We start from the raw sequence: 26201 nt of genomic DNA, 5'->3' as shown, positions 1-26201 counted from the left end.
TTTAATTTCAACCTCCTCTATATTTGCAGCGTTCGCATCTGTAGAAATTAATTTCTACGGATTATCACAACCCAATCGGATATATAAAAATTAATTTATGTCAGCAACTTATCGCGGCAATCGGCCTAAAGAAAGGCTATTGCCACTACGTACCTTATTGTCTCTTGCTATCTCCTTCACTTGTTATATGTGGCCTAACTTTACCTCTGCGCAACAGCAAGAACCGACAACACTAAGCGGAACCATTATCGACGAACAAACTGGAGAAAAGCTCCCCGGCGCTACGGTTAATGTGATAGGCACTTCCTTATCTACTAAGTCAGATGAAAACGGCAGTTTTATTTTAAAACTTTCCCAGGAACTGCCGGTTACCATTCGCGTACAATATATAGGTTACACTGCCTTGGAGCTCGTTGCCAATCAACATCAGCTCACCCTAGCCTTACAGCCAGATGCAGGACAGTTGGACGAGGTTGTCGTTGTTGGCTACGGCAGCCAAAAACGCTCATCATTAACTAATTCAGTTGCCAGTATTGACGGTACGCAGCTCACTCAACGCCCGGTTTCTAATATCCAGCAAGCTATGCAAGGTACCATGCCAGGTGTAACCATTCAAGATCGTGGAGGAGCTCCTGGCAGATCAACGGCCAACATACGCGTTAGAGGCATCACCACCTTCAACAGTAATCTTGCCTCTACAGATGGATTTGATCTGAGCAAAAATGAAGCACTGGTTATTGTGGATGGATTTGAACAACGGATGACGGACATTAATCCCGATGATATCGAAAATATCACGGTACTTAAAGATGCTGCCAGCACCGCTATCTACGGATCGAGAGCCACCAATGGTGTAGTATTAATTACTACAAAGAAAGCCAAAGAGAGTCAGGTGCAGGTTGACTACAACGGCTATTATGCTTTGCAGAACGCGATCAACAGACCTAAGATGATGGCTTTGGAGCAATATATGAACCTACAGGCCGTAGCCTATAGTAACGCGGGGGTCGCGGTACCCGACAGATTCACTGAAGAATCGATACAAACCTGGGTTAACGCCACAGACCGGTATCAATATCCACTTCCAAATACCTGGTTTCAAACCATGCTGCATACCGCACCTCACCAAAACCACCACATTGCTGTTTCCGGTGGAAATGATAAAACCCGGAATCGCTTAAGTGTTCGCTATAATAGCCAGGATGGTATTATCACCAATTTTGATAACAAGTTGGCCGAAGCCAAATTCAATTCGATCTATCACGTATCGAAACAGCTCACTTTCAGCGGCGACGTAAATTATCGGTACAACCAATCAACGGCACCCACAGTAGATCCCATCAACAACTTTTTCCATGGCTCCTTATGGGCTGTTCCAAAATACCCCGATGGAACCTATGGATTGAGTACACAGGGAAACAACCCCTTAATGTTTGCAGAACAGGGCGGACTATCAAGACGGAAGGACGATCTGTTATCGGGGTATGTCAAGGCCGACATCCATATCCTGGAAGGACTCGACTTTTCCGTCCAGCTGGCAGGGCGCGCCAACTTTACAAATGATAAAAATTTTACAAATGCATACTCCAATACCGACCAGAATACCAACATCACCAAAACTGTGGTTAACAACAGTTTATTAGAACGTCGCGATAATTTTAAGGAATATACCATCAACAACTTACTCACGTACGAACGTACGTTTCAAGACCATTACTTAAAGGGTTTAATCGGTTATTCCCAAATAGGAAACACACGCAATTACCTGACAGCCTATCGCGAACGGTTTCATAGTAATGATATCAATTCCATCGGTCAGGGTGCCGACGACGGGACTAAGGACAATGACGGATGGGACCACGAATTTGGTCTACGCTCCTATTTCGGTCGGATAAATTATGCTTTGTTTAATCGGTACCTCTTAGAAGTAAACGGTCGTTATGACGGTTCCTCTAAGTTTACAGGTGCCAGGCAATACAGTTTCTTCCCCTCGTTCTCCCTTGGCTGGCGGATAGCTGATGAGTCATTCTTTGAAAATATAAGATCAACGATAAACGATCTAAAACTTAGGGGGTCATGGGGTGAAACAGGTAATCAGTCCGTTGACCTGTACAGCTACTATGCCGCTTTAGAAGCGGTAGGCTACCCCTTCGGCAGTACCATTGCCCAGGGTTATCGCCAACAGATTCTGGCCAATACAGATCTTGGCTGGGAGTCTACTACGCAGCTGGATATCGGGATCGATGCGCTATTACTGAACAGCAAACTTAATCTCACCATAGATTACTATCGAAAAGTGACTAATGACATTCTCTTAAATCTCGATATCCCATCCACGGTTGGGTTAATCGCTCCTCCTCAAAACGCCGGGTCTGTAGAAAATAAGGGCTGGGAATTCAGCTTGGGGTATAACTCCAATAGAGGGGCAGATCGATTTAATTATAGTGTCTCGGCAAATTTTAACATCAATCATAATGAGGTAATCGACCTCAAAGGTACAGGCCCCTACATTAATGGCTCAGATATCGATCCACGTTATATCATACAAACAGGTTTACCAGTAAATACCTTATGGGGTTACCGGACAGATGGTCTCTTTCAATCCGCAGAGGAAATTGCTGCCTATGGCGCCACATATGCCGCCAATACACAGCCTGGTGATGTTAAATACCTCGATCTGAACGGAGATGGGCTGATTAATTCCAATGATATGGAAGCTATAGGCAACCCATTTCCCATCTATACCTTTGGTCTAAATTCATCATTCAGTTACAAGTCATTCGAACTCAACGTACTCTTACAGGGGGCTGCGGACGTAGACACACGACTGGCGGGTGCGCTTGCTGAAATGGGTAATCAAGAAGGTTTTACCCATCAGGTATATGCCAATAACTATTGGACACCAGAGCATCCAGATGCAAGATTCCCAAGGCCAATCAAATTTGACTTACGAAATGTGGCTACTTCAGACCGACTGGTAGTTGATGCATCCTATCTTCGATTGAAGAACGTTCAGTTAGCTTATGCGTTACCAGAGCAAGTTGCCAAGAAACTACACCTACAGCGGGCGCGCGTTTACATATCAGGAACAAATCTGCTGACATTTTCCAAACTAAACGAATGGAATCTCGATCCTGAAGTAGGATCGGGCCGCGCGGTTTATTATCCGCAAACGTCGCTTTACACCCTTGGCATAAATTTAACCTACTAAACAAACTGAGAAATGAACCCCAACAGGATTAAAATATTTATAAACAAACAGATGAAAACAACTCTCCATCAAATATTCCCGGCAACGGCAGCTATCATGATCACGTTCCTCATGGTATCGTGCGACCGCGACCTGCTGGAAACAGTCCCTACAGACCGGGTTTCCGAGGACGTCTTTTGGAATTCTCCGGCAGATGCTTCATCCGCCGTTAATGCCCTATATTTAGATTTAGATACCACCAATATTTTCAGCTTTGACGCTTTGACTGAAATCGGCCATGTTAACCAAAACTTTGCCGTTGATGCTCAAATCGCATTGGGCGTATATGATGGCACGAATAGTAAAGTCGATGCAGAGTGGGCAAATGCCTATAAAGGGATTCGTGCGACCAATTATTTTCTCGAAAATGTAGATAGAGTAGCACTTGACGACGCCGACCTTTTGGCTAGATATAAAGCAGAGGCAAAAACATTAAGGGCTTATCAGTATATTAAGCTCGTTGGCCTGTTTGGTGATGTCCCGCTTATCACCGAAACTATTTCGGTGGAGGATGCTCGTACCTTAACTCGTACACCTTCGGAAAACATATGGGATTTCGTAGACAAAGAACTTGAGGAAGCCGCGCAGGCCCTACCTTTATCGTACACCGGTGGTGATATCGGTCGAATAACGAAAGGCGCTGCCCTAGCTTTGAAGGCCAGAGCAAATTTATGGGCTGAGCGCTATCAACAAGCAGCTGATGCGGCCACTGCCGTGATCAATTTGGGCGTATATAGTCTACACCCCACATATGGTAGTCTTTTTGGTTATGATGCAGCGAATGGTTCGGAAACGATACTAGCCAGGCAATATCAAAAAAACAGCTATCCACACAATGCCTTTCAAATACTAGCTCCCTACAGTCAACAGAACGGAAATAGCACTTATGTACCTACACGTCAACTAGTTGATCTTTACGAAATGGTAGACGGCAGTTTGATTACCGGCAATCCAAACTACAATCCTTTAGAACCAACAAATAATAGAGATAACCGACTGAAATTTAGCGTGTATACCAAGGGCGATCAGCTTCCTAGCAATGCTACCTTTAACCCTGCACCAAACAGCGGCACTGCAGATGCCATTGGTGGTACCTATATTGCCTCTACCACCGGGTTTAACGTCAAGAAGTACGTAGTACAGGAAGACTTCGCCAACCCTGGAAATAGTGGTATTCCGCTCATGCTTATTCGTTATGCGGAAGTTCTTCTTACACTCGCTGAAGCAAAATTGGAGTTGGGACAACTTGATGAAACACTTTACCAAGCACTGAATCAGTTACGTAATGGCCGAACAGATGTTAAACAACCGTCGGTTACGACCAGAAATACTGACGATCTGCGTGAAATAATTCGACGGGAACGTACGATTGAATTAGCTTTCGAAGGGCTACACCTATTTGACATCAGGCGTTGGAAAAGCGCAGAGCAAGTATTACCGGGGCCCGTTTATGGTATGACCTATGTTAATAACAGCGGAGAAGCCGTCACAGTGCGTGTGGTAGCGGTGGAACGGAATTTCGTTAGCAGACATTACCTGTGGCCGATCCCACAAAACGAGCGCTATCTCAATGAAAACCTTACGCAGAACCCGGGATGGTAATACAGGAAAAGTAATTTACCATGAGCTTATTAAAAATAATATATAAAGTATTAGTAAATATTTGCGTTAGCTGATGCCATAGGCTATCCGGGTTTAGTGCGAGGGAACTGTCTTTTGCGCAAACTCCAATAACATTTGTTAATTTAGCTTAACGAATGTTTCTAAAGGCCGATATACTTATTGGCCTCATTATAAAAAACTATGCTATGCCCGTTAACATCCATGTTCCAAAAGATTGTGATAAGGCACCAAAAAGGCGGTTAATACGTGATCTGCGCATCGCTTTTATAAAGAAAGATATCGACTTCATTCAAAATCACCTTGCTCCAGATATAATTTTAGATATTGTGGGGGCAGAAGTAGTCACGGGAATAGATCAGGTGTTAAATCACATAAAAACGGCTGAAAATGAAGAACTACGGGAATTTACCATAGCACAGTTAATAAGTCATGGTAAATTTGCAGCAAGTAATGGTTCATTCGTATTCCAGAAAAAGACATTTGCTTTTGCCGATCATTATGAATTTACTTCAGCAGGGTCAAGCAAAATAAAAAAAATTACAAGTTACATTATCCAGGTTTGACTTGACCTATCTGTTGATACTTCAAAAAAATTAAAAATTGCTGTGGGCATATCTTCCGAGCAATTCCTACCTTTATACGTAATTTAACTAATTTTAGGCTTTTCCAACAACCGTTATGATCGTCAGAAAGACCCTTAACCTCAAAGCAATTTACGAATTCGGCGGTCACCATTTGTGGTGGCTTGCTGCCTGGATGTCTTTAATAACCGTGCTATATCACTATACACATTGGAAATGGATCACGATTCCTTGGTTACCTATGTCGGTCATCGGTACTGCTGTGGCCTTTTATGTGGGCTTCAAGAACAATCAGTCTTATGACCGTCTTTGGGAAAGCCGGAAAATATGGGGTGCCATCATCAACAACAGTAGAATGTTGGCCACAATGGTCAAACATTTCGTGGCAAGTGATACGATCGATCAGCAAACGCTTCAGCAGCTAAAGAAACGCATGTTATATAGGCATATCGCCTACCTGTATACCTTAAGGGAACAGCTTCTGGTACCTACAGAATGGGAACACGTTAATTTACGCTGGCTTTTCGGTTCTTATAACCGTAAACGAAGGGACAGGTTGTGGACGGCATACCGAAAAGAACTGGAAGAACTTTCCACCAGGCCCTACCTCGAGAGTGAGGAGTTAGCATCGTATGAAGGTTTAGCCAATAAAGCTACGCACCTCATCGACAGACAGACCGAGGATTTGGCCAAACTTTATAGAAATGGCTGTGTAAACATGATGCAACATATTGAATTACAACGGGTATTAAATAGTTTTTATGACGAACAGGGCAAAGCCGAGCGTATCAAAAAGTTCCCTTTTCCGAGACAGTACGGCAGCTTTAGTTTGGTTTTTGTAAGCATCTTCGTCTTTTTACTGCCTTTCGGTATTGTTGCCGAATTCAGTAAATTGGGCGATGACGTGGTATGGCTTTGTATCCCATTTGGCGTGCTTGTTGGTTGGATTTATGTACTCATGGAGATGATCGGCGACTATTCAGAAAATCCATTCGAAGGCCTGTTCAACGACGCACCTATGTTATCCATCTGCCGGACCATCGAGATCGATCTCCTACAGATGCTGGGAGAGAACAATATTCCGAAACCTATACAACCGAAAAACGGCATACTGATGTAGCCTATTATGGAGTACATCACTGATCGGTGAACGCGCAGTGTCGTAACTCTCTGCTGTCGAGAGCGGATTTGTAACCATCGGGATATCGCTCCAAAGCTACCCCACCAGTTTTAGTATCCGTTTCGCCAAGCATATGGTATTCAACACCACTTTTGAACGTCACTTATTTCCTGATTTAACGCAATAGAAACGAGCGTTCCTAAAAAAGCCAGAATGGCTCCCCTATAATGAAACACCAGTCTTTTGAAAGTGCAAAAAAATGTGTGTTATTCAATTAGTTTTTCAATGAGGCCATATCGATTACAAAACGGTACCTCACATCACTCTTCAGCATACGCTCGTAGGCCTGGTTAATATCCTGCATTTTGATCTTTTCAATATCAGAAACAATTCCTTTCTCACCACAGAAGTCCAACAGTTCCTGGGTTTCTGCTATTCCTCCTATAACAGATCCCGCCACGGATTTTCTGCCCATGATCATAGGGCCCGTATTTAAGATAGGTTCCAGTCCCCCCAAATAGCCTACCAACACCAATGTGCCATTAATATTTAGCGTAGACACAAGGATTCACATCATGTATATAAGGTACGGTATCGATGATGAGATCAAATTTACCCGCTACCGTTTCCATCTGCCCCTCATCGGTAGATATCACCACCTGATCAGCTCCCAGCTCTTTAGCTTGTTCTGTTTTGCCCGGAGTACGTGAGAATAAAGTGACCTCGGCACCCAAACCTTTAGCAAGTTTGATGGCCATATGTCCTAATCCTCCCAGCCCAATAACCGCTACCTTCGAATTTTCACCTACATTCCAATGCTTTAAAGGTGACCAAGTCGTAATTCCGGCACAAAGTAAAGGTGCAACGGCGGCCAAATCTAAATTTTCAGGAACGCGCAGCACAAAATGTTCATCTACGACTATCTTCTCTGCGTAACCTCCAAAAGTCTGGCTATCGAGGTGCTTATCCTTTCCGTTATAGGTTCCCGTAAATCCGTTGAGACAGTACTGTTCCAAATCCTGTTTACAGCTATCGCAGGTACGACAACTATCCACCATACAGCCTACAGCAGCCAGATCTCCCACTTTGAAATGAGTAACTTCATCCCCCACTTTCGTTACCTTCCCTACAATTTCATGGCCTGGTACCGTGGGGTATATTGTTCCGCCCCAATCATTTCTCGCCGTATGGAGGTCCGAGTGGCAAACGCCACAATATAAGATTTCAATCTCCACGTCTTTCGGGGTCGCTTCGCGGCGCTGTATATTCATTTTTTTTAAGTCGGCGTCGGCTGATTCCGTACCGAAAGCTTTGATTTCGTATGTAGCCATGTTTTATAGTTATTTAATGATTCAACTTATACATTTCCGCCATGTAGCACGGTTTATGGTATGCAACCCATTTGGAAAAGCAATATACAGAAATCATTACAGTTAAGTAGCGATGGCCGTAGAAAACTAATAAGCCGCCCGCTTTGCAAAGCCTGCACAGGAGTAGGTTAAAAACATAATCAATTGAAAGACATTTTGATACCCTCCCAAAGCGAGATTCGACTTATGCGGGCATTATGAAAGGCTGTAAATTTCCACTCACCAGCTGTTTTCAGCGCAACCAAGGTTTGGATAGAAGCTCTACTTTTGGCTGGCCTTTTACGGCCTTTATGTTTTACTGCACCTGTCATATGCACAAGAGCAACACTATCGGTAATGAATCGGATGCTCCGCACTTCTCTATTTTCAATCGATGAGCCTTTCAGCACACCATCAAACAAATCTTGATGAACTAAATCAATCTCTTTTTTCGATTGCAGCCATTCACCGTTGAACGTTACATAGTCAGCTCTATCTGTGTATACCGAAGCCAGCATCTCACCATCACCAGCTGCCCAACCTGCCGCCGAAAGTTTTTCAAGTGCCATTATTTCTTTCACATCGTTAGTTTTCCCCTCCGGCAACGGCAAGGTTGTATTATTAATCGGAGGGGTTACATAAATATAGTTTGCTGCGATAATCAACATATTGATGGTTAACAGTGTGATAAATCCAGTTTTAAATGTGATGTATTTTTTCATAATACTGCCTTTTAGTTTTCTAATAAGACGTATAAAAAACGGATTCGTTACAAATAATATTTTTTTCGATGTATTTTTATTTCGATAATAGCGGTCTGCTTGCATCGGTCATTGCAGGCATTAAAGAGATAACGCTAACTCGGGCAGGTTATGGATGAATTAACGCTTATGAAACCCGGTATGCACTATTAAGTAACCGTGAAAAAATCCAGGATCAGTATGAGTAGGTTCTTTTTTTAAATTATGAGAGCAGCCTTTATTTCGATGGCGACTTGTGTTTAACAAATTCTTTGATCTGTTCCGAAAAGTCACTGTAAGCTTTATGAATCTCCTGTTCACCAACTTCCTGGAGCAGGATATCGTCTAATCGTTTGTTTCGATTTTTAGCAAGTATCTCACCATGTTTTACCTCAAGTGGGCTCAACATATCGATCAACAACTGTTTTTCGCTATCCGGTATTGGCCGGAACATGAGGAGTGTTGGTTTGAGGAGCAATTGGTAAACCTCAAGTAATAGTTTTTCGCCCTTGGTGGTTATACTAACCAGTTTTGCTCTCTTATCGGCAGGGTCTTCGCGTTCTTTAATGTACCCGGCTAAAAGTAATCTACGCAGAATATCCATACCCGTGGATTGCTCTACAAAGTGAAATTGGATGATATCTTTCTTCTGCGATTCCCGCCGGTGATAGATCGAATTGAGAAAATAAAACGCGTCCAGCTCCAGCTTGTCACGTAAGGCCATTTTGCTATAAGTTCCATATATGGCAGCGATACGTCCAAGCAATTTGGCAAGCACAGAATCGGTATCCGGAGGTAACATTCCAGCAAATAAATTTCTTTTTTCCAAAGCCTCTTTTTTTGCCAAGTAGTATTTGCAAAACTCCTCCACGTTGACCTCACTATGTGCGCTCGCATAAGTGTCCCATTCTGTAATTAGTTCAACGATAGGTTTCATTTTCTTTTTTGTACAAACTTAGATCAATCACTTCGATGCGCAAGTTAAGGAAAATTATATAAGTTTATACATGTCGAACCGGCCCGACCACACCCATAGGGAAGAAGGGCTGATAATGTGTCCATTGCTGGGCTACCTTGTTTTCTTTTAATGATTTTAAGTGATTTCCTAATGTGGTGACACATCTGATTCGCAGCGTGTTTTCCCTGTCTTTCACCATATCGGTTATATCAAATACCGATTCACCGTACCATTGCAAACCTACTTTTTCTCCATTCACTTCTACTTCCACAACACCGTATACTTCGCCCAGATGAAGGTATTTCCGTCTATTATGCTGTGCTGATAGAAAGGTGTTCTCGTAGAGAATAGCACCACCAAAGGTCTGAAGATCTTCTCGTTTGCCGAAATCAACAAGCTTATCCAATTGAAAACTATCGGTTTTACCATTTATGCCCTGTAACTCCACCTTCCACGGCGTATCAATAGTAACTGCAGCTGTTTCATCAAACTGCCGGGCATTAAACATCTCCCCCCTTATTGCCTCATCAAAAACGATCATTTTCGATTCTGAGGGGCCGAGTTTTATCACTAATTCGTTAGCTGTTGCTTCTGTGGGGTATAGGTAACGCTTACCTGTTTCCGGATCCCATAACCACGCATTTTTATCACTCAGGTTAAATTTCGCATGGAGCAAATGTTCTTCCCTGAAACTGTAATTGCTGAAAAAGAAAACATCCAGATTGCCAACCTTGTAATAAACCTGGCTTACAAAAGGACTGGCGTTGTCCATCTCCACATACGGGCTGATACTGAACTGTTGCTGAATATTTTTATACCATTTTACAAAATCCTTTTCAGGTGCCGGAACGGTACCTGCAAGTTTACTGTCGGTATCCTTAAGTATATCTATCGCTTCGTTGGTACCAGACAATTGCTGATAAGTAGGCGAGCTACTTGGGGTCTTTTCAATACAAATAAGTTTACCACCTGCCGCAGTAAAGGCCTTTATTTTATTAGCTGTATTGGGTAATATTGCTTCCACGTGTATCAACAGGAGGGTATGATAGCTACGTGTTCCATACACCAATCTCCCGTTTTCAATACTTGCCTGTTCAATAATATTCTCTGTAACGTAATCGCAGCCATTACCATTCTGGTGGATAGCTTCCCAGATCTGAAACACATACTTGGGATAGGCGAAAGACGGAAAAGGATCACGCTGAAAACCAAATTTCATAGATAGATCTGCCAATGGCGGTAGCACAGCAATATCTGCCTGCATCTGGCCGTGCTGCAGTAATGCATAAGTTCTTGCCTTATAATCTGCCCACAGTTTAAAATATGGCCACCAGGTGTTTCGCTCATTAAAGTATGTGCCATAGCGTATCCACCCCGGGAAGGGGGCCTCTGCCGGACTATAATTAAATCCATGCAGCACCGAATGTGTAACCCCCGACAAGATGCTCTGATCGCCCGCAATCTTTATTAATTCCAGGGAAGCATTGAACACCATACTGGTATTCGTCATCTCTTCGCAGCTGATAATCTGCTTACCGGAAAGATGAGCAGCGGAAGAAACAAACTTATTGCTCATACTGTATGCCCTGCCTCTGCGATAATCTTCATCACTAAATTCTTTGCCTTCCCCGCTTCCCAACCAAGTTTCGCACTCCGGTATATCGATGGAGAGACTACCTTCTAAAGGATTGCATTCCCTTCCATAAGCTTGCATTCTTGATTGCACATGATTCTCCTTACACCACGCCGTAAAAGTATCAATAAATCTTTCTTTGAAGAGCGCAACACGTACATCTTCAAAGTCATAGCGAACGCGATTGAAAAGCTCCCGCAAATCGTCACTGACATCCGCTCCATAAGCTTCCTTTGAGGCATTGCCCATCTCACCTACCTTGAACAATACAAAAGGAAAATACCCGGCAAGATCGTAGCCCTTTCTTTGCTTAAACTGTTCGAACATATCTTCACACCAGTTAGCGCCCTCCAGTTCTAAACTATCGGTAAAAAATGATCTGAAATAATCTCCCAAAGGCCCGATATGCTCTTTCAGTTTATCAGACATTCTGTTCAGGTATCGCTCCACAGCCGTTTTACTGTAATGGTTCAAAACGGGGCCACCAGCCCCCGGTGCACCATTAATAACCGCCATAAAGCCGGTAAGCTTTACCAGGTAATACAATACATACTCGCCATCCGGCACGTCAACACTGATGCTATCACCGCCGATTTGTTCTGTTAGGTCTAAGCAAGAGTTCAGATCACTTAACTGCATCGGCACCAGTTTAACCATAACCAACTCTTTCAACTTGTCTTCATGTTTTGAATGGAATTCGGGGTCGACAACATCCAAGAGCTCCTGTGCTGATAGTTTATATGTCTTTCCTCCCTGCAGGTTTCTCGTTTCCAAGGCGATCATCTGCGACTGGTCATTGCGACTTAAAAATTCACCACCAAAAGGCCAGCCAGAACCGACAATCATGTCGCACACAATACCTCTTTCCTTGGCGCCTTTTAAGGCCACCTTTAACATCTCAATCCACTCATCGCTCAGCCAGTCGAGTGTTGCGATACCGAGATCATCGGTATCTCCCGGAAACCGTATCGGGTTAATTTCCACACCTCCGATTCCTGCTGCCTTCATCACATCTAATTCGCGGATGATCTCCTGCGCATCTAATCGGTTACCGTTCCACCACCATCGTACAAATGGTCTATACGAGTTAGCTGGATCTTTAAAGGCCCTGTAAAATTCTTCATTTAATACTGGCGAACTATCGCCTCCTTTAGCTGGAACGGCCAGTAGGCTGCCCATTGGAAGTAAAGGTAAACCAACAGCTGTTAACGAACTTACTTTGATAAAACGCCTTCTGTTAATGTTCATTCGTTTAAAATTTTAATAAAACTTCACAGTGTAAAGCTAACCATCTCACTATTTCATCATCCTATATCACTGTCTCAACTACGTCATCTGTCACTGCAAGGTGGGTCTGAATAAAGGTTAAGATCCAGTACTGAATATTAATGGGTTTTGATCTTCATTATCCAATAGATCCCCTTCTTTTATTTTATCGAGATAATCCTGTGGCAAAATGTTGGGTATACCGTTATAGACGTTCCCGTTCGGCATATAAGCACATGTCATTGCCCGTCGCACACCTGAGGTCATGTTGGCATGTGCGCCGTGAATCGTGAGACCGTTATGAAACGAACAGCTTCCTGCTCTCATCGGCGCCGCTACAGATTTAGATTTTACAAATGATGGGTAAAATGTAAAAATAGCATCCATATTCTTCCCTATCCCCGGGTTTTCAAACGTAGTTTCCCTGTGGCTGCCTGGAATAAAAAAAAGACAGCCATTTTCAAGCGTGGCATCGTCTAGCGCCACCCAAATGGACAAGGCCCGACGATCAGAAAAGGACCAAAACGGTGTGTCCAGATGCCAAGAAGTGGGGTTTGCCCAAGGCTTTTTTATCAAGGCCTGATCATGCCAGATCCGGATACCATCCACCTCGGCAAGTTTTGCAGCCATCTCGCCTATCCTAGCGTCGCACATCAGATCTTTCATCTTCTCGTTGGTCTGCCAAAGGTTTATCAACTGGTCGAACACCTTACCGTAATATTCTGCGTCTTTATTGATCCCGTCATCGTCACCGATCTTCCCCTCTTTACCTGGCATTTTTTGCCCATTTCTCTCGGCCAGGGCCTCTTCAACTGCCGCCCGCCAATACTCCAGTTCCGAACGATCAAGAAAATCATCGATAACAAGGTAACCATTCTGCTGATAATATGCTATCTGGGCCGGTGTGATCGTTGTGTTCATAATAATAATCTTTTACGGTTAATAATTTTTAATTGGTTCAACAAAAGTAGCCATTACCCAACCATTTATATTTTACCAAAAAACACTTTTGTTTGTCTTTTTTGATATAAAAGTGTGTCTTCATCGATACAATATCCCTCAATATTGTTAATATTGCTGAACCATAACCGTTATAATAAAAACAGCAGGTTTAAGCAGCTATATTTAAGCGATATAAACAAGTAAACTGTTGATATTTAAAACGCTATTTATTCTTTGTTTCAGTTTTATATTGGCCGTCAACTACTATCATGGAAAACTACGTTAAATATCTTAACATTAGCAGTTTAGAGAAAGACTGGGGTTTTTATGTCACTACGGTAGGCTCTGCCAGAGTTGGCCCGAATAAAAACTACCCGAATAATCGGGAACACCCAATAGATCATTCTTTTACCTGGGACAAGGGAAGGATACTCGATGGTTACTATATCGTTTTTATCACCAAGGGTGAAGGCATACTGGAATCCGCAAAAACAAAGCCGTGCAACGTAAGAGCAGGCACCTGCTTTCTATTATTTCCCGGTGTATGGCATCGGTATAAACCGCATCCACATTCCGGATGGGAAGAGTATTGGGTAGGATTTAATGGAGCTTATCCAAATGAACTGATGCAAAAAGATATATTCAGCACTGGAAATCCATTTATCGAGGTAGGGATGAGCGAAGAGCTATTACAGCTCTTCCGCAATCTTATCAGTCATGTCATCTCAGCAGAAGCAGGTTACCGTCAAATCATCACAGGAATTACCTTACAGATTTTAGGCCTGTTAAATACCGTATCCAAATACCGCACCTTCGAAGTAGACCATCAATCAAAATTGATCTCTAAAGCGAAGTTTCTCTTACAGGAATCCATTGAAAATCCAATAAATTTGGAAGAAATGGTCAAGGAGTTACCCATGGGCTATTCAAAATTCAGAAAAAGCTTTAAAGCCATCACGGGCGTATCACCCAACCAATACCATCTTGACCTCCGCTTAGATAAAGCGAAGGAGCTTCTTTCATCGACCAACTTAACCATCAACGAAATCGCCTATAAAACAGGTTTTGGTTCCATATTTTATTTCTCACGTTTATTCAAGAAAAAAAATGGTCGCTCCCCAAAGGCATTTAGAATGAAGAAAAATTAATTTTTTTATATCGATGCTTGAGCAAATCCTTCATAAAGCAGTTGATCTCAAACTGGTTTGCTACCGCTTTGCAGGTAAAGGGGATCTGCGGCATATACGGTGCAGGGCCAAATTCTGTGGTAAAGGTTAATTGTTTGCTGCCGATCTGCGCATTGCAATCAACTATCCTATCCCACCATTGCAAAAAATGCTGTAACGCATAATCCCATTCCGGCGCCCGGGGGTCAGCTACCTGAGGGCCTTGTTCGTAGCCCGCGCGGGCATGAACATGTCTGGTACGGCTTATTGCCTCGGTAACCGTGTCTGTAAAATTCTCCAGCATACTCTCTGTGACACAAGTCCAATGCGAAAAATCTGCCGTTATTTTAATGCCGTCCCTAAGTTTAAAGATCTGCTCCATTTGCTGTGGCGAATACCCTAGCCTTCCCCGATGTGTTTCATGCGCCACGGTGATACCCGTTTTCTCCGTAAACTCCTGCGCTGCATCCAGTAGTTCAAGATGCTGCTCCAACGAAAAATAATCTCTGCCCGTATGTGAATTGATAAGCAGAGGACCGGGCTCCGCACATTCGTATAATTTTTTCACATAAGAGTCCCTAAAACTTTCAAACGTATCCCCCGCTGCGCTATGCTGTTGTGTCACAATAAACATTTCATGCTTTTGGAGAAAATCAAACAACAGCTTTTTTTCTGTGGGGCAGTGAGGGATCCACAGATCAAAACCGTCATAATCAGCAGTTCTTACTTTTTCTAAAAACTCCTTGTAATCAAGATGTTCATGGCCCCATAAAGGGCTAAGTACTTTTATGTCCATGTTAAAAACTTTTATACCTGTTTTTCGACAGCACCTCTATATGGCATCCCATTATTATTGCGGTAAACTCCACCTGAATAAACGTTCCGGAACCATCTTTCAAAACTACTCGTTAAACAACACAGTTTATTTATCTGAAAGAAGCTTTTATTTAAACTTTTTGATATTGCCATTTACCTTATAGCTTAGGTGATTGCCGTAAGTCCACGTTGCATAGGCATGGAAGCTGTAGCGGCCTTCGCCTTTTTCTCCAGCTCTTCCAATGTAAGTTCCCGTAAATCTTTTTGTGTCATCATTTGCAATATTTAGGATGTTCAGATAGTGTCTAACACCAATAGCGTAAAAATATAAATATTAAATTCTTTACATTTATAATTATGCTGGCTTGCCAAAATTAGCATCGATAATGGAGGTCACCGGAGTAATAGGCGGGTATCATACCGATCCTGGTATGTCTTTACGAACCTCGGATCAAAAACACTGCAAAGGCATCATTTAACAAGATTCATCGGGGATTGATCGGGCGGTATCCAAGGATTTATCGGGGGAATCCCGATAAAATGATAGATAAAAGCCAGGCAAAAAATGATACTCGTTAGAAGTTGGTTAGAAATTAGTTGGTATGTTATAGTTAGCAGATCTGTATATACTTTGTATATACAAAGATTTGATGATGTAGACGTTTTGTGTCATCTAAAATCGCACTTACCCCAGGTTTTATTTACAAATTTGCATGGCTATAATTCTTAGGCGATTAGCATTACCGAAAAGTACATTGCGGTGGTGAATGCGCCGTACTCGGCATTAAAACTAACAGGAAAATTATGTTTTTTAGGGTTGAACAATTTGAAGAAGCAGTTTTTGAAACTGAAAGTTTAGCGAATCCCATAGCGCCTGCAAACGCCATGGTATTAGTTTTTTATCGTACCTGGTTGGGGACTGCGATCTGCAATGCTTATTCTAAAAAGCCAAGGGGAGAATATTGGGACACTGTTCAAAAACGAAAGATTGCCAGACGGCATTGGACCCCGGCAATGCGCACGTTCCATGACGAAAAGATAACAGCGGTTCCGCGCGCACCTTATACATTTAAGTTCACGATCTTTGGATACATCTTTATCCTTGCCATTATCGCTTTTTTTGCTTATCTCACCTATGACTCAACAAAGCCTCCACTACCTAAATCCCGGGAAGCTATCGCCATGGAAGAAGCTATAAACGTTGGCGATGTTTTCTTTGGCCACCTTGAAGCATTTAAAGTAAAAGGAGACCCTTTGGGCGCGCGCGTCAGATTTGGCTGGTTTAAAGTCGTTTCTGTTGAACAAGATACATTTTTCATCGCCCCTGCAAGGGAAATGAACAAAGTGTATAAGGCCAAAGAAACGTTAAACAGCACAGATTTCGAGGAGGAAAGCACTCCAGCGCTGATCAAAACCCGAGAAACCTACAGCATTCGGATGTTGTCTGTCGACGAAAAAACGGAGTACTATTTTGATTCTAAAAAATAGCTTTATCGATATAAAAACATGAGCTCAAAAATATCACTTTTTAAAATGTTAACCTATGTATTCGGCGCGGTTATCGTACTCGGCGGGCTGTTTGCACTCGCATTGTATTCGACGATAAAAACAAAAACTAAAGATCTGCATAACGTCCCTCCCTTCAGCGATTTATTGGAAAAAACGGTAAAACTAAACACTACGACTTATTTGATGCAGGAATTCCCATCACGCGATAAGGCTTTTCCTTATGTGCTCATGGATAGCACTCACCGCCACTATCAGTGGTATAAAGATCGAATGGCACTCGATCCGCCGGAAGTGAAGCTGATCAGCACCGTTCCCGCCGGAGCTAAAATTACCTTCGAAAAAGCAGCGAATTACACAAATGGTGTCTCCGGAAACTCAATCGCATGGTTATTCGGCAAACTCAAATACCACGGAAAAACGTATTATGTCGGCTATTCCTGGGGAGATATGTCTTTAAGCAGAAGATTCGACGGAAATCCGGATAACTGGAAATTTGATCTAGCTCCCTGGCAAGATGAAAAAGATACCAGCTATTATCATGTGCCCGAAGCACAGTGGTGGTAGAAAACGTAATTGGGACGTACAAAAACGAATATACTGATGAGATATCCTACTGTCTTTGCAAAATTTATTTTGCTGATGTTTTGTATAGCGGGTTGCGGAGCGAAACACGAACGCAAATTTGTATGGGATGAATCAATAGCCCAGCTAACAGACAAAAGTCTTTCAAAGTGGCTTCGTAAGGCACCATTTTCCAATGAACTTAAACAAAAGGATGAAGACAAAATTTTATTCACCAATGCTAACGAGGTCTTCCCTTTTATGGCGAGGTTCCATAACGGTACTGAAGAAATTGGGTCGTTAAATGACGGGGAGGAAAATCTTATCTATAAAAAAGAAATTGTGCTATACCAAGATCCCGAATGGGGTGATCTATTCGTAAGTGCAATGTTGATTTATGATGAGGAAGAAGTTTATTTGGATAGGCATTTTACCAAAACAGGCAATCCGCTTTTCGGCGGAATTGCCAGTAGCATGCAAACATATAGTGCCTCCTTGTACGAAACAGGCATATTCGGTCAAACTCCGACATACAAAACCGGCATTTATTGGGCACAAACGGCAGACAAAAGATACCTACTAGGGTTTTACCAAAAACAACAATTGGTATTTGAAGTAGCCATTCCCTGCCAGTCTTCCAATGAAGCGCAGGCCCTAGCAAAGCTGCAAGAAGTCAATCAACAATTAGGTTTACAAATTACCGAATGGCAACAGGCCGCCAGCAATCAATTGAAACAACAAAACACCTATGAAACCTTTTGGAAAGACCCCTTTATAAGGCTCTATCCCGGACGATATATGCTGGGTGAAGTTCAACTTAAAATCAAGGATACACCTTTGCAACAATCTCAAGCCCCTACTACCGGTGATTACCATTTTCAATACCAGTCTTCCCGGGGAGTGGTAGAAATCTTTACAACACTGGAAGATACGGATGAGCTGGAAGTAGCTTTTAATAAGGCACATGAAGCCTTGGCTGTTTACACGTACCGGGGAAATAAAATCTTTTATGACGAAGACCAGGAAAATCAACAGGTTCATGGAAGCGCCAAAGCTTATTTTAAAGATAACAGATACCTCCATATTCATTACCAGTACCCTAAGAAGGATCTCGAAGCAAGGCAGACCATACACGGAATTTTAGAAAAGGTACGTTTATCCAAGCATTAACTTATTGGTGAACCGTTGAAAAAACAGACAAATACATTCTCAATTTAAGAAAAACATTAAAAAATGATTGAAACGCTAGAAGGCTATAACAGCCTGAGAACTCTCCAATTGAAGTAAAAATTGTTTACGCCATAAGCCTCCTCCATAACCCGTTAATTGACCACCCGACCCGATAACTCTATGGCATGGAATGACTATAGCAAGCTTATTCATCCCGTTGGCCATAGCCACAGCCCTTACCCCTAATGGCTTTTGCAGTGCAAGGGCTTGTTCTTTATACGTTCTGGTTTTCCCATAAGGGATGGTTTGAAGCGTTCTCCAAACCTCCTGCTGAAATTTGGTACCGGTCAAGCATAATGGAATATCAAATGTTCTCCGTTCACCTTCAAAATATTCCTCCAGCTGCGTTTCCAACATAGGGAAATGCTTATTTTCCCCTTGCACTATCGTTGCTTCCATGGATTTCGCCAATGCCTTCAATTCAGTTTCAAGCATTTTCCGATCCGTAAACTCAAGCAGACAGACGCCTTCTTCAACGGCACAGGCAATCATTGTACCCAATTTCGTTTCAATCCTTTTTAGATCGATGATCTTAATTTTTCTTGAGTTATTCGGGGAAAGGCCAAACACAGACTTAAACCTATCACCGAAACCACTGAGTGACTCAAAACCACTACTGAAGGCCGTATCGGTGACAGTACTCCCCTGCTGTATTTGCTTGAAAGCGGTATTGATGCGAAACATGCGTTGATAGGCATGAAAAGTAATGCCATGATTTTTTAAGAACCATCGCCTGATCTGATGAGGTTCTACACCGCGTTGCACCAGATCAATGTCTTTGATCTTTCGACTCGGATTTTCAGCCAACTCGTCGATCAATTGTCGTATGTAAGCAGGTGTTTCATTCAAGTTTTCCAAAGGTTTACAAATCTTGCACGGTCTGTAACCTTTTGACATACATATTTCCACAGAATGGAAAAATTCAACATTCTCTTTCTTTGGCTTTCTAGCTGTACAGGAAGGGCGACAAAAGATGCCCGTTGACTTGACTGCGGTAAAGAACAGGCCTTCAAAGCGCGTATCTTTTTCAAGCAAGGCTTGGTACATGATATCATCTGTCAATTCCATCTCAGAAAAGTATTGAAAAATTTTCACTGTTTAAAATAGTCTGCGTTGTGTTTTCTAAATATTCATAAATATGCTGATTCATGAAGTCGCCCATGCTTATCCGCCTTACGCCTGCCGCTTTGAGGGTGCTAAAATCCGCTAGATCGGGCATACACATTAGGTTTATCGGTAATTCGGTAAAGGTGGTCAGCATTCTAATATCGTCCAAGCTGGTTAAGCAAGGCAAAAAGATACCATTAATATTCGCCAAAGCATAAGCTTCAATTCTGGTCTTCGCTTCGTCCAGTGGATTATTTAGCTGAAGCAAATACGCGTCGCAACGAATATTGATAAACAAGTTGGCATTATTTTCCGCTAGAATTGTGGTAATTTGGTTTAACTTTTCCGTAAAAATAGTTTTATCGATAATCGTTCTTTCACCATTTATCACTACGCTATCTTCCAGATTTACACCCGCAACACCCAATTGATAGAGTTTTATCATATTATCAGCCACCTCATTCGCGGTATTACCATAGCCGCTTTCCATGTCAACGCTCAATGGTATATCGATATTTTTTATGATTCTTTCCACCAGAAAACACAACTGCTCAAAGGACATGTTTTCGCCATCTTCATATCCCAGGGTGCGTGCTATTCCCGAACTGGTAGTCCCAAGGGCCTTAAACGACAGTTTCTGATAGCGTTTCGCACTTTCTACATCCCAAACATTCCCTATTAACAAAGGTTTCCCGGATTGATGTAATGCGCTGAAAGATTGTACCTGATTGCTCATAACTTTAAGTATTTTTAGCAAAAATATCAGTATCCAGCACTTCCCTGCAACCGAAAAATTAACAAGTATTTTTCACCTAAATTCCCTGAAATTTAAACGCTTCCGTTTCGACAAAAGAATCGATGGCATTACCCGCATAAATATTGCCGCCCAGCGTCAACATTTTTACAGGCGCATTTTCGGAGAAATCGACCGTTTTAAAGTCTACCCAAAACGTGTTCGGCATGGTGGTGGTTTCAAAGTAGTAAACCAAATGTTTATGATCAGCAACCGAGCGCCACCGCGTTGAAGAAATATTAGGTTGTCCGGGAGTACTGATCCCCAAGGGAACAGAACAATTGCGAATCACACTAAACACACTTGCCACCGCCGTCAACCTATCGTCAGTCTTAGGAATGGCATCAATGTAGAAGGAAGCCCGGGCAAACCGGTCGGCCGCCCTATTTGTACCGGGTAACATGGTGGTTCCACCGATCTCTGCCCAGTATTCATTTAGCGCCAATTGTTTATCAAATATGGGTGAATTGGTCATCACATTATAAGACGTATCGTGATGAATGACAAGCTTACCATTTATATACTCAAATATGGCATTGTCGCCTGATTGGTCTGAAAGCGAGAGATGTAATGTGGTGAGCCGCTCCTGTCCCGGAACATTAGCGGTAATGACCGTAAAATGTTCACCGCTTAAATCGCTGACCGCTTCAGCTACCGTAGCGAAATTATCCAGAACGTATTGCGCCCAAACGGCTATCGAAAGGCCTGGGCTTTTCTGGTCCCATGTTGGATATTCCGATTCGGCAAGCCATAGCACATTCGCTACCAATCCCTTTTCGTTCATCCCATCAGTTGTCGAGATATCATAACCGGAGGCAATTACACTTCCATATTTTGATTTCCATTTCACCGACTGCGGTCCTACCTCCCCATTCCTTTCCATACCCCGAGGAAATATCCAAAGATTAGTTAAGATGTCATCTTTCCAATCCATAGATCTAGCGGTAAGTATTGTACCGTTGATACCTTTATACACCATCCGTGTACAACTATTGACATCCGTGTGTATGGTTATTAACACGCATACCGCCAATACAAAGAGTGATTTTCTAAGCGTAGCCATTTCATACAAAATTTAAGTTTATACTGTTTTAAGATCGATCAAACTGTTAAGGTTTCACTTCATCTAATTTACAACATTGGTTATTAAATACATAATTATAACTCAGGCAATCGGTTCTCTAAAAATTGAACGGAAATCCACAGAACAGCCCCAGTAATCCATGTAATTGTTTTCCTTTTTGATTCCAAAAGATCAACACAGCAAACCCATCACGGGAATACTGTAAAATCAGTGTTTTCTGGATTGGAAATAGACGCAACAGCTAGTTATCGAAGGGAAAAATTTCGCTATCTGTACGTGCCTCTTCCATAAACTGTGCGATTACTTTGACGATCTCCGGATGTTCAGCAGCGACATCTTGCTGCTCTTGCAGGTCACGCGATAAATCATACAGTTCAATCGGGCCACCAGGGTCTTCTTTAGCTTTCAAACGAATTCCTTTCCACTGCTCATAGCGTACGGCCTGTTTGCCACCCTGTTCGTGAAATTCCCAATAAAGGTAGGTATGTTGTTTCTGTGTGTCTTTTCCCGTCAGCGCGTTCACTATGGAGATGCCATCTACACCTTGCGTTTGTTCTGCACCCGCTAATGCCGTAAAGGTAGGAAACAGATCCCAGAAAGCACCGATAAAGTCGTTCTGTTGACCGGGCTGTATCACACTTGGCCATCTTGCCGCAAAAGGTACACGGATTCCTCCCTCGTACAGGTCGCGCTTAAAACCACGCAGGCCACCTCCACTATTGAAAAATTCAGGATCGGCCCCTCCTTCTACATGCGGTCCGTTATCGCTGCTGAACACAATAAGGGTTTGCTCATCGATACCCAAGGTTTTCAGTTGGTCGAGAATCTGCCCGACATACCAATCCAAGCGAGCCACCATTGCTGCAAAGGTAGCATGCGGATAAGCTTGAGAAGCATAGCCGCTCGGGCGCGCATCCTTTCCGTAGTCATCACCTTTAAAAACCTCCTCCGGGAATTTCCCTTTGTACGATTGAAAGATACTATCATCTGGCACTAAAAGTTCCGCATGCGGGAGAATATAAGGTAGGAACAAAAAGAAGGGTTCATCTTTGTTCTTATCAATAAAGGCCAAGGCCTCTTGTTGTATCAGATCCGGCGCGTATTGCTTATTGTACAGCAAATCCCCATTTTGTTCGAGCACCACTTTTTTATCGTTATCCCATAAATGCGTCGGATAATAACGGTGTGCCAGGGATTGGCAGTTATAGCCGTAGAAATGGTCAAAACCCTGCCTATTGGGATCTCCTTCGGAGTTCACCGGACCCAAACCCCACTTTCCGAAGGCACCGGTTGTATATCCCGCTTGCTTCAATGCCTCCGCCATGGTAAACAGAGAGTCGGGTATAGGGTATTGCCCTTCCGGTTCTACCCCTAGGTTTCCACGGATAAAAGTATGACCCGTATGTTGCCCGCTCATCAAAGCAGATCTGGAAGGCGCACAGACGGTAGTGCCGGCGTAAAACTGGTTAAAGCGTATACCTTCGGCCGCCAAACGATCAATATTAGGTGTAAGAATAAACTGCTGCCCATTAAAACCTACATCGCCATAACCCAAGTCGTCCGCCAGAATAAAGATAATGTTCGGTTGCTTCTCCTGCGCTTTGCCGGTTGTTTGCAGTAGCAGCAGCAATACTGCCAGTAAAAAGGTTCTGTTCATCATTCAATTGCTTTATTAATTACCGTAGCCCGGATGCTGTGTTTCAGCAAACTTCAAGCGTACATCTGCATACCGCAATACTACATAATTAAGTTCAGATTATCCATCCGATGTACTGAAGCCCACAACCAAGCCTTATTTATCGGGCGGGCCCATGCTAACGAAGTTGATTGGTGAAATAAACAATTCTATTCATAAGATCGGTATTCGTCAATCAACGCCAAATTATGTTATCTTTATCCAGATACCTGAAACAGGATGCAATCTGAATTCAATTATACCGCTTATGTCCGTCGTTTTGCGTCAAGATTCCCCGCACTGAGCTATGTGGGCATTCAAGTCACGTTCTGGGTGATGGCCAACAATCTAATCGGTATTATACTCTACCTGCACGCCAAATCTATCGATCAGGTTTTCGGCCTGCAGCTGCAATACCGGACCGGATCAATGTTTATGCTCTTCACCCTGCTGGGTATTTTATACGGCTCATTGCTCGGGGCAACGGAATATTATCTTGATAAATATCGTCTCGGGAAAATGGCCTTGGGCAGCGTCATCCTGGCAAAGGCCCTGCTTTCACTGCTCATGATTATCGTGATAATCGCCATCCTATCTGCGGTTTCGGTTGAGATCAATGTCCCCTATACTATACCTGGAGATTCTCCTGCTAATTTCCTATCGAGGAAATATATCATTTACCTTTTTCTGCTGTATTATCTCCTAATGACCTTGCTAATAGGCTTCATTAATCAGGTTAACAAAAAGTACGGACCCGGTGTTCTCATTCCACTGGTATTGGGAAAATACCGGAGACCGGTAGAAGAAATGCGGGTATTTATGTTCATGGATCTAAAATCGTCTACCACCATCGCCGAAATTCTGGGCCATATCAGATACAGTTCGTTCATACGGGACAGCCTCTATGACATCAATCAGGTTTTGCCCGCTTACAACGCCGAAGTATACCAATATGTTGGTGATGAAGTTGTTGTGAGTTGGCGCATAGATCGTGATATGCAATATGATCGCTGTGCACTGTTTTTCTTTGCCTGCCGAAGCCAGTTCCTGAAGCGCCTTGATTATTATAAAGAAAACTACGGCTTTTTTCCCGAGTTCAAAGCCGGCCTTCATATGGGGGTGGTTACGGCCGTGGAAATCGGCGACATAAAGCGGGATATTGCCTATCATGGCGATACCATCAACACTACGGCAAGGATTCAAAGCGTTTGTAACCACTTTGACAAAGATTTTCTGGCGTCTTCCCAGATGGTGCGGCAGGTCGGACTTGAAGATCATTTTAAGACTCAGCCCTTAGGCATGATAAAGCTCAAGGGAAAATCCAGTGAGATCGGCATTACGAGCATCGAAGGGACATTAGATTGACCCTGCCAAAGTTTTTTAAGTTAATTGAATTTAAGACATACCGTTTAACTGTACGCCAGAGAACAACGGGCGACTATGCTTTCAGGATTTTTGCTTTCTCTAGATCGAACTCTTCCTGACTGATAATACCAGCGTCCAATAAATCTTTCAGATCAAATAGTGCTTGTTTCTTGTCTGTCATGTCCATCCCCTGCCGTATTTCAGGTTTAGGTTGCTGTCCGGCTTTTACCGGCCCATCACTTATATCATTTGTTTTTGCTCCAAAGTCAATTAAAAGTGCAGTAATTTCATTGAATCCCTGCATATTAGCATAGTCAATCGGCTTTTGTTCCAACACATTTGCGATATCGGTAGCAGCTCCATTAGACAAGAGATAACGCAGCACATCCTTCTTGCCATAGGCCGCCGCATAATGGAGTGCCGTGTTACCGGAAGCATCCTGCTTATCAATCGACGCGCCACTATCCAACAACTGTTTCACCAGCGAAAGAAAGCCCATTTTTGTTGCTGTTTGCAGCAGGGTCTCCCCGGCGTAATGCGTTTCAAAGCCTAGGATAAAAGTACGTCCACCAGCACGCGCGGTCAATTTCTGCAAGTAATCACCATCCTTCCCATCAAAGGAATCCACCGCACGGGCGTAATCGGATGAAAGCCCTTTATCCAGAAACAGGGCCAATAACTCTTTCTGGTTACTGTTGCACACATACCATACCGGAGAAATACCTTCAGCAGATTCCGCAAAGATATCGCTTCCCTGCTCTAACAACTTTTGCGCAATGATCCGATTGCCATTCTTTACGGCTAAAAGCAAAGGGCCTTCACTCTGATCATTTAAAAGATTTACGGAAGCCCCATTGTCCAATAAGGTATTCACAATGGGCACCGAGTTGCAAGATATCGCCAAATTCAGAGGGGTGTTGCCAGCCTTATCCGTTATATCCACATTAGCGCCCAGCTGCACCAATAACTTCACCATAGGCGGGTGCTTATATTCTACCGCCAGCAAAAGCGGTGACTCCGCTTTATTATTCAGGGCGTTCACATCTAATCCCTGCGCAATGAGTTTTTCTCCCATATCCTGCTGACCGGTACGGGCAGCGAGGTGTAGTAATGTATTTCCCTGAAAATCGTTAATATGCACCTGCGCACCATGTTCCAGCAAGCAAATGGCTGTTTGTTTCTGCTTTTGCAATAAGGCAAAAAACAAAGGTGTTTCGCCGTTATGATCTTCATAATCGATTAAAGCTCCCGCGTCAAGCAGTTTCTTCGCTAAATCCACGTACCCTCTGTGTGCCACATAATGTAGGGCTGTGCGCCCATACTCATCCGTATAGGATACCTCCACTTGATTCTTTTCCAGTAAGATTTCAGCAATCTTACGTTTTCCTCCTTCACAAGCAACAATAAATGATTGCGACATATATGTGTTTTAT

22 protein-coding genes are annotated in these 26201 nt (G+C 43.0%); 9 read left to right on the top strand and 13 right to left on the bottom strand.

Features of this window, described 5'->3' with window-relative positions; genetic code table 11:
- Positions 1-97: 97 nt before the first annotated feature.
- The 4 genes from H8S90_RS15560 to H8S90_RS15545 all read left to right on the top strand — a co-directional run bounded on the left by H8S90_RS15560 (position 98) and on the right by H8S90_RS15545 (position 6574).
- On the top strand, positions 98-3211 hold the full coding sequence (locus tag H8S90_RS15560; protein WP_187338774.1) for a TonB-dependent receptor: 3114 nt from the start codon (positions 98-100) through the stop codon (positions 3209-3211).
- Positions 3212-3262: 51 nt separating this feature from the next.
- On the top strand, positions 3263-4852 hold the full coding sequence (locus tag H8S90_RS15555) for a RagB/SusD family nutrient uptake outer membrane protein (protein WP_187338773.1): 1590 nt from the start codon (positions 3263-3265) through the stop codon (positions 4850-4852).
- A gap of 206 nt (positions 4853-5058) precedes the next feature.
- Positions 5059-5436, top strand: coding sequence for a nuclear transport factor 2 family protein (locus tag H8S90_RS15550; RefSeq protein WP_187338772.1), 378 nt, complete (start codon positions 5059-5061; stop codon positions 5434-5436).
- Positions 5437-5551: 115 nt separating this feature from the next.
- On the top strand, positions 5552-6574 hold the full coding sequence (locus H8S90_RS15545; protein WP_187338771.1) for a bestrophin family protein: 1023 nt from the start codon (positions 5552-5554) through the stop codon (positions 6572-6574).
- Positions 6575-6590: 16 nt separating this feature from the next.
- Here the strand turns inward: H8S90_RS15545 and H8S90_RS15540 are convergent, their stop codons facing one another.
- The 7 genes from H8S90_RS15540 to H8S90_RS15515 form a co-directional block, all read right to left on the bottom strand.
- Positions 6591-6737, bottom strand: a complete 147-nt coding sequence (locus H8S90_RS15540; protein ID WP_187338770.1) for a hypothetical protein — start codon at positions 6735-6737, stop codon at positions 6591-6593.
- A 111-nt stretch (positions 6738-6848) separates the two neighbouring features.
- Positions 6849-7136 carry a hypothetical protein gene (locus H8S90_RS26480; protein WP_370525648.1) on the bottom strand — a complete coding sequence of 96 codons (288 nt, stop codon included), beginning with the start codon at positions 7134-7136 and terminating at the stop codon, positions 6849-6851.
- A complete protein-coding gene (locus tag H8S90_RS15535; RefSeq protein ID WP_370525647.1) occupies positions 7117-7905 on the bottom strand; it encodes an NAD(P)-dependent alcohol dehydrogenase in 789 nt (262 codons plus the stop codon). The genes H8S90_RS26480 and H8S90_RS15535 overlap by 20 nt, the downstream gene beginning before the upstream one ends.
- A gap of 179 nt (positions 7906-8084) precedes the next feature.
- Positions 8085-8645, bottom strand: coding sequence for an SgcJ/EcaC family oxidoreductase (locus tag H8S90_RS15530; protein WP_187338769.1), 561 nt, complete (start codon positions 8643-8645; stop codon positions 8085-8087).
- 256 nt (positions 8646-8901) lie between these two features.
- Positions 8902-9600 (bottom strand): MarR family winged helix-turn-helix transcriptional regulator, encoded by a 699-nt coding sequence (locus H8S90_RS15525; protein WP_187338768.1) that lies wholly within the window; start codon positions 9598-9600, stop codon positions 8902-8904.
- 64 nt (positions 9601-9664) lie between these two features.
- Positions 9665-12502 (bottom strand): glycosyl hydrolase, encoded by a 2838-nt coding sequence (locus H8S90_RS15520; protein WP_187338767.1) that lies wholly within the window; start codon positions 12500-12502, stop codon positions 9665-9667.
- A gap of 117 nt (positions 12503-12619) precedes the next feature.
- Positions 12620-13441, bottom strand: a complete 822-nt coding sequence (locus H8S90_RS15515; RefSeq protein ID WP_187338766.1) for a phytanoyl-CoA dioxygenase family protein — start codon at positions 13439-13441, stop codon at positions 12620-12622.
- A 290-nt stretch (positions 13442-13731) separates the two neighbouring features.
- On the opposite strand from H8S90_RS15515, the gene H8S90_RS15510 reads away from it, so the two are divergent.
- Positions 13732-14610 (top strand): AraC family transcriptional regulator, encoded by an 879-nt coding sequence (locus H8S90_RS15510; RefSeq protein ID WP_187338765.1) that lies wholly within the window; start codon positions 13732-13734, stop codon positions 14608-14610.
- Here the strand turns inward: H8S90_RS15510 and H8S90_RS15505 are convergent.
- On the bottom strand, positions 14591-15424 hold the full coding sequence (locus tag H8S90_RS15505) for a sugar phosphate isomerase/epimerase (RefSeq protein WP_187338764.1): 834 nt from the start codon (positions 15422-15424) through the stop codon (positions 14591-14593). The two genes, H8S90_RS15510 and H8S90_RS15505, sit on opposite strands and share 20 nt — an antisense overlap.
- 824 nt (positions 15425-16248) lie before the next feature.
- Here H8S90_RS15505 and H8S90_RS15500 point away from each other — a divergent pair.
- The 3 genes from H8S90_RS15500 to H8S90_RS15490 are packed head-to-tail and all read left to right on the top strand — an operon-like array spanning position 16249 to position 18684.
- Complete coding sequence (locus H8S90_RS15500) at positions 16249-16932, top strand: hypothetical protein (RefSeq protein WP_187338763.1); 684 nt, start codon at positions 16249-16251, stop codon at positions 16930-16932.
- An 18-nt stretch (positions 16933-16950) separates the two neighbouring features.
- Entirely contained in the window at positions 16951-17517 is a 567-nt protein-coding gene (locus H8S90_RS15495) for a hypothetical protein (protein ID WP_187338762.1), read from the top strand.
- Positions 17518-17553: 36 nt separating this feature from the next.
- A complete protein-coding gene (locus tag H8S90_RS15490) occupies positions 17554-18684 on the top strand; it encodes a hypothetical protein (protein WP_187338761.1) in 1131 nt (376 codons plus the stop codon).
- Positions 18685-18759: 75 nt separating this feature from the next.
- Here H8S90_RS15490 and H8S90_RS15485 read toward each other — a convergent pair whose 3' ends face one another.
- From H8S90_RS15485 to H8S90_RS15470, 4 genes are all read right to left on the bottom strand, one after another.
- Positions 18760-19812, bottom strand: a complete 1053-nt coding sequence (locus H8S90_RS15485; protein ID WP_187338760.1) for a bifunctional transcriptional activator/DNA repair enzyme AdaA — start codon at positions 19810-19812, stop codon at positions 18760-18762.
- 1 nt (position 19813) lies between these two features.
- Positions 19814-20587, bottom strand: coding sequence for an isocitrate lyase/phosphoenolpyruvate mutase family protein (locus H8S90_RS15480; RefSeq protein WP_187338759.1), 774 nt, complete (start codon positions 20585-20587; stop codon positions 19814-19816).
- Positions 20588-20663: 76 nt separating this feature from the next.
- Positions 20664-21707 (bottom strand): linear amide C-N hydrolase, encoded by a 1044-nt coding sequence (locus H8S90_RS15475; protein ID WP_187338758.1) that lies wholly within the window; start codon positions 21705-21707, stop codon positions 20664-20666.
- 262 nt (positions 21708-21969) lie between these two features.
- A complete protein-coding gene (locus H8S90_RS15470) occupies positions 21970-23388 on the bottom strand; it encodes an arylsulfatase (protein WP_187338757.1) in 1419 nt (472 codons plus the stop codon).
- 351 nt (positions 23389-23739) lie between these two features.
- Between H8S90_RS15470 and H8S90_RS15465 the strand changes: the two genes are divergently transcribed.
- On the top strand, positions 23740-24768 hold the full coding sequence (locus tag H8S90_RS15465) for an adenylate/guanylate cyclase domain-containing protein (protein WP_187338756.1): 1029 nt from the start codon (positions 23740-23742) through the stop codon (positions 24766-24768).
- Positions 24769-24841: 73 nt separating this feature from the next.
- Here H8S90_RS15465 and H8S90_RS15460 read toward each other — a convergent pair whose 3' ends face one another.
- A complete protein-coding gene (locus tag H8S90_RS15460) occupies positions 24842-26188 on the bottom strand; it encodes an ankyrin repeat domain-containing protein (protein ID WP_187338755.1) in 1347 nt (448 codons plus the stop codon).
- Positions 26189-26201 lie beyond the last annotated feature (13 nt).

The sequence above is a fragment of the Olivibacter sp. SDN3 genome (genome assembly GCF_014334135.1).
In the GTDB taxonomy this organism is placed as follows: Bacteria; Bacteroidota; Bacteroidia; order Sphingobacteriales; family Sphingobacteriaceae; genus Olivibacter.
The sequence above is the reverse complement of the archived record's forward strand: the minus strand, read 5'-3'. Positions and strand labels throughout refer to the sequence as shown.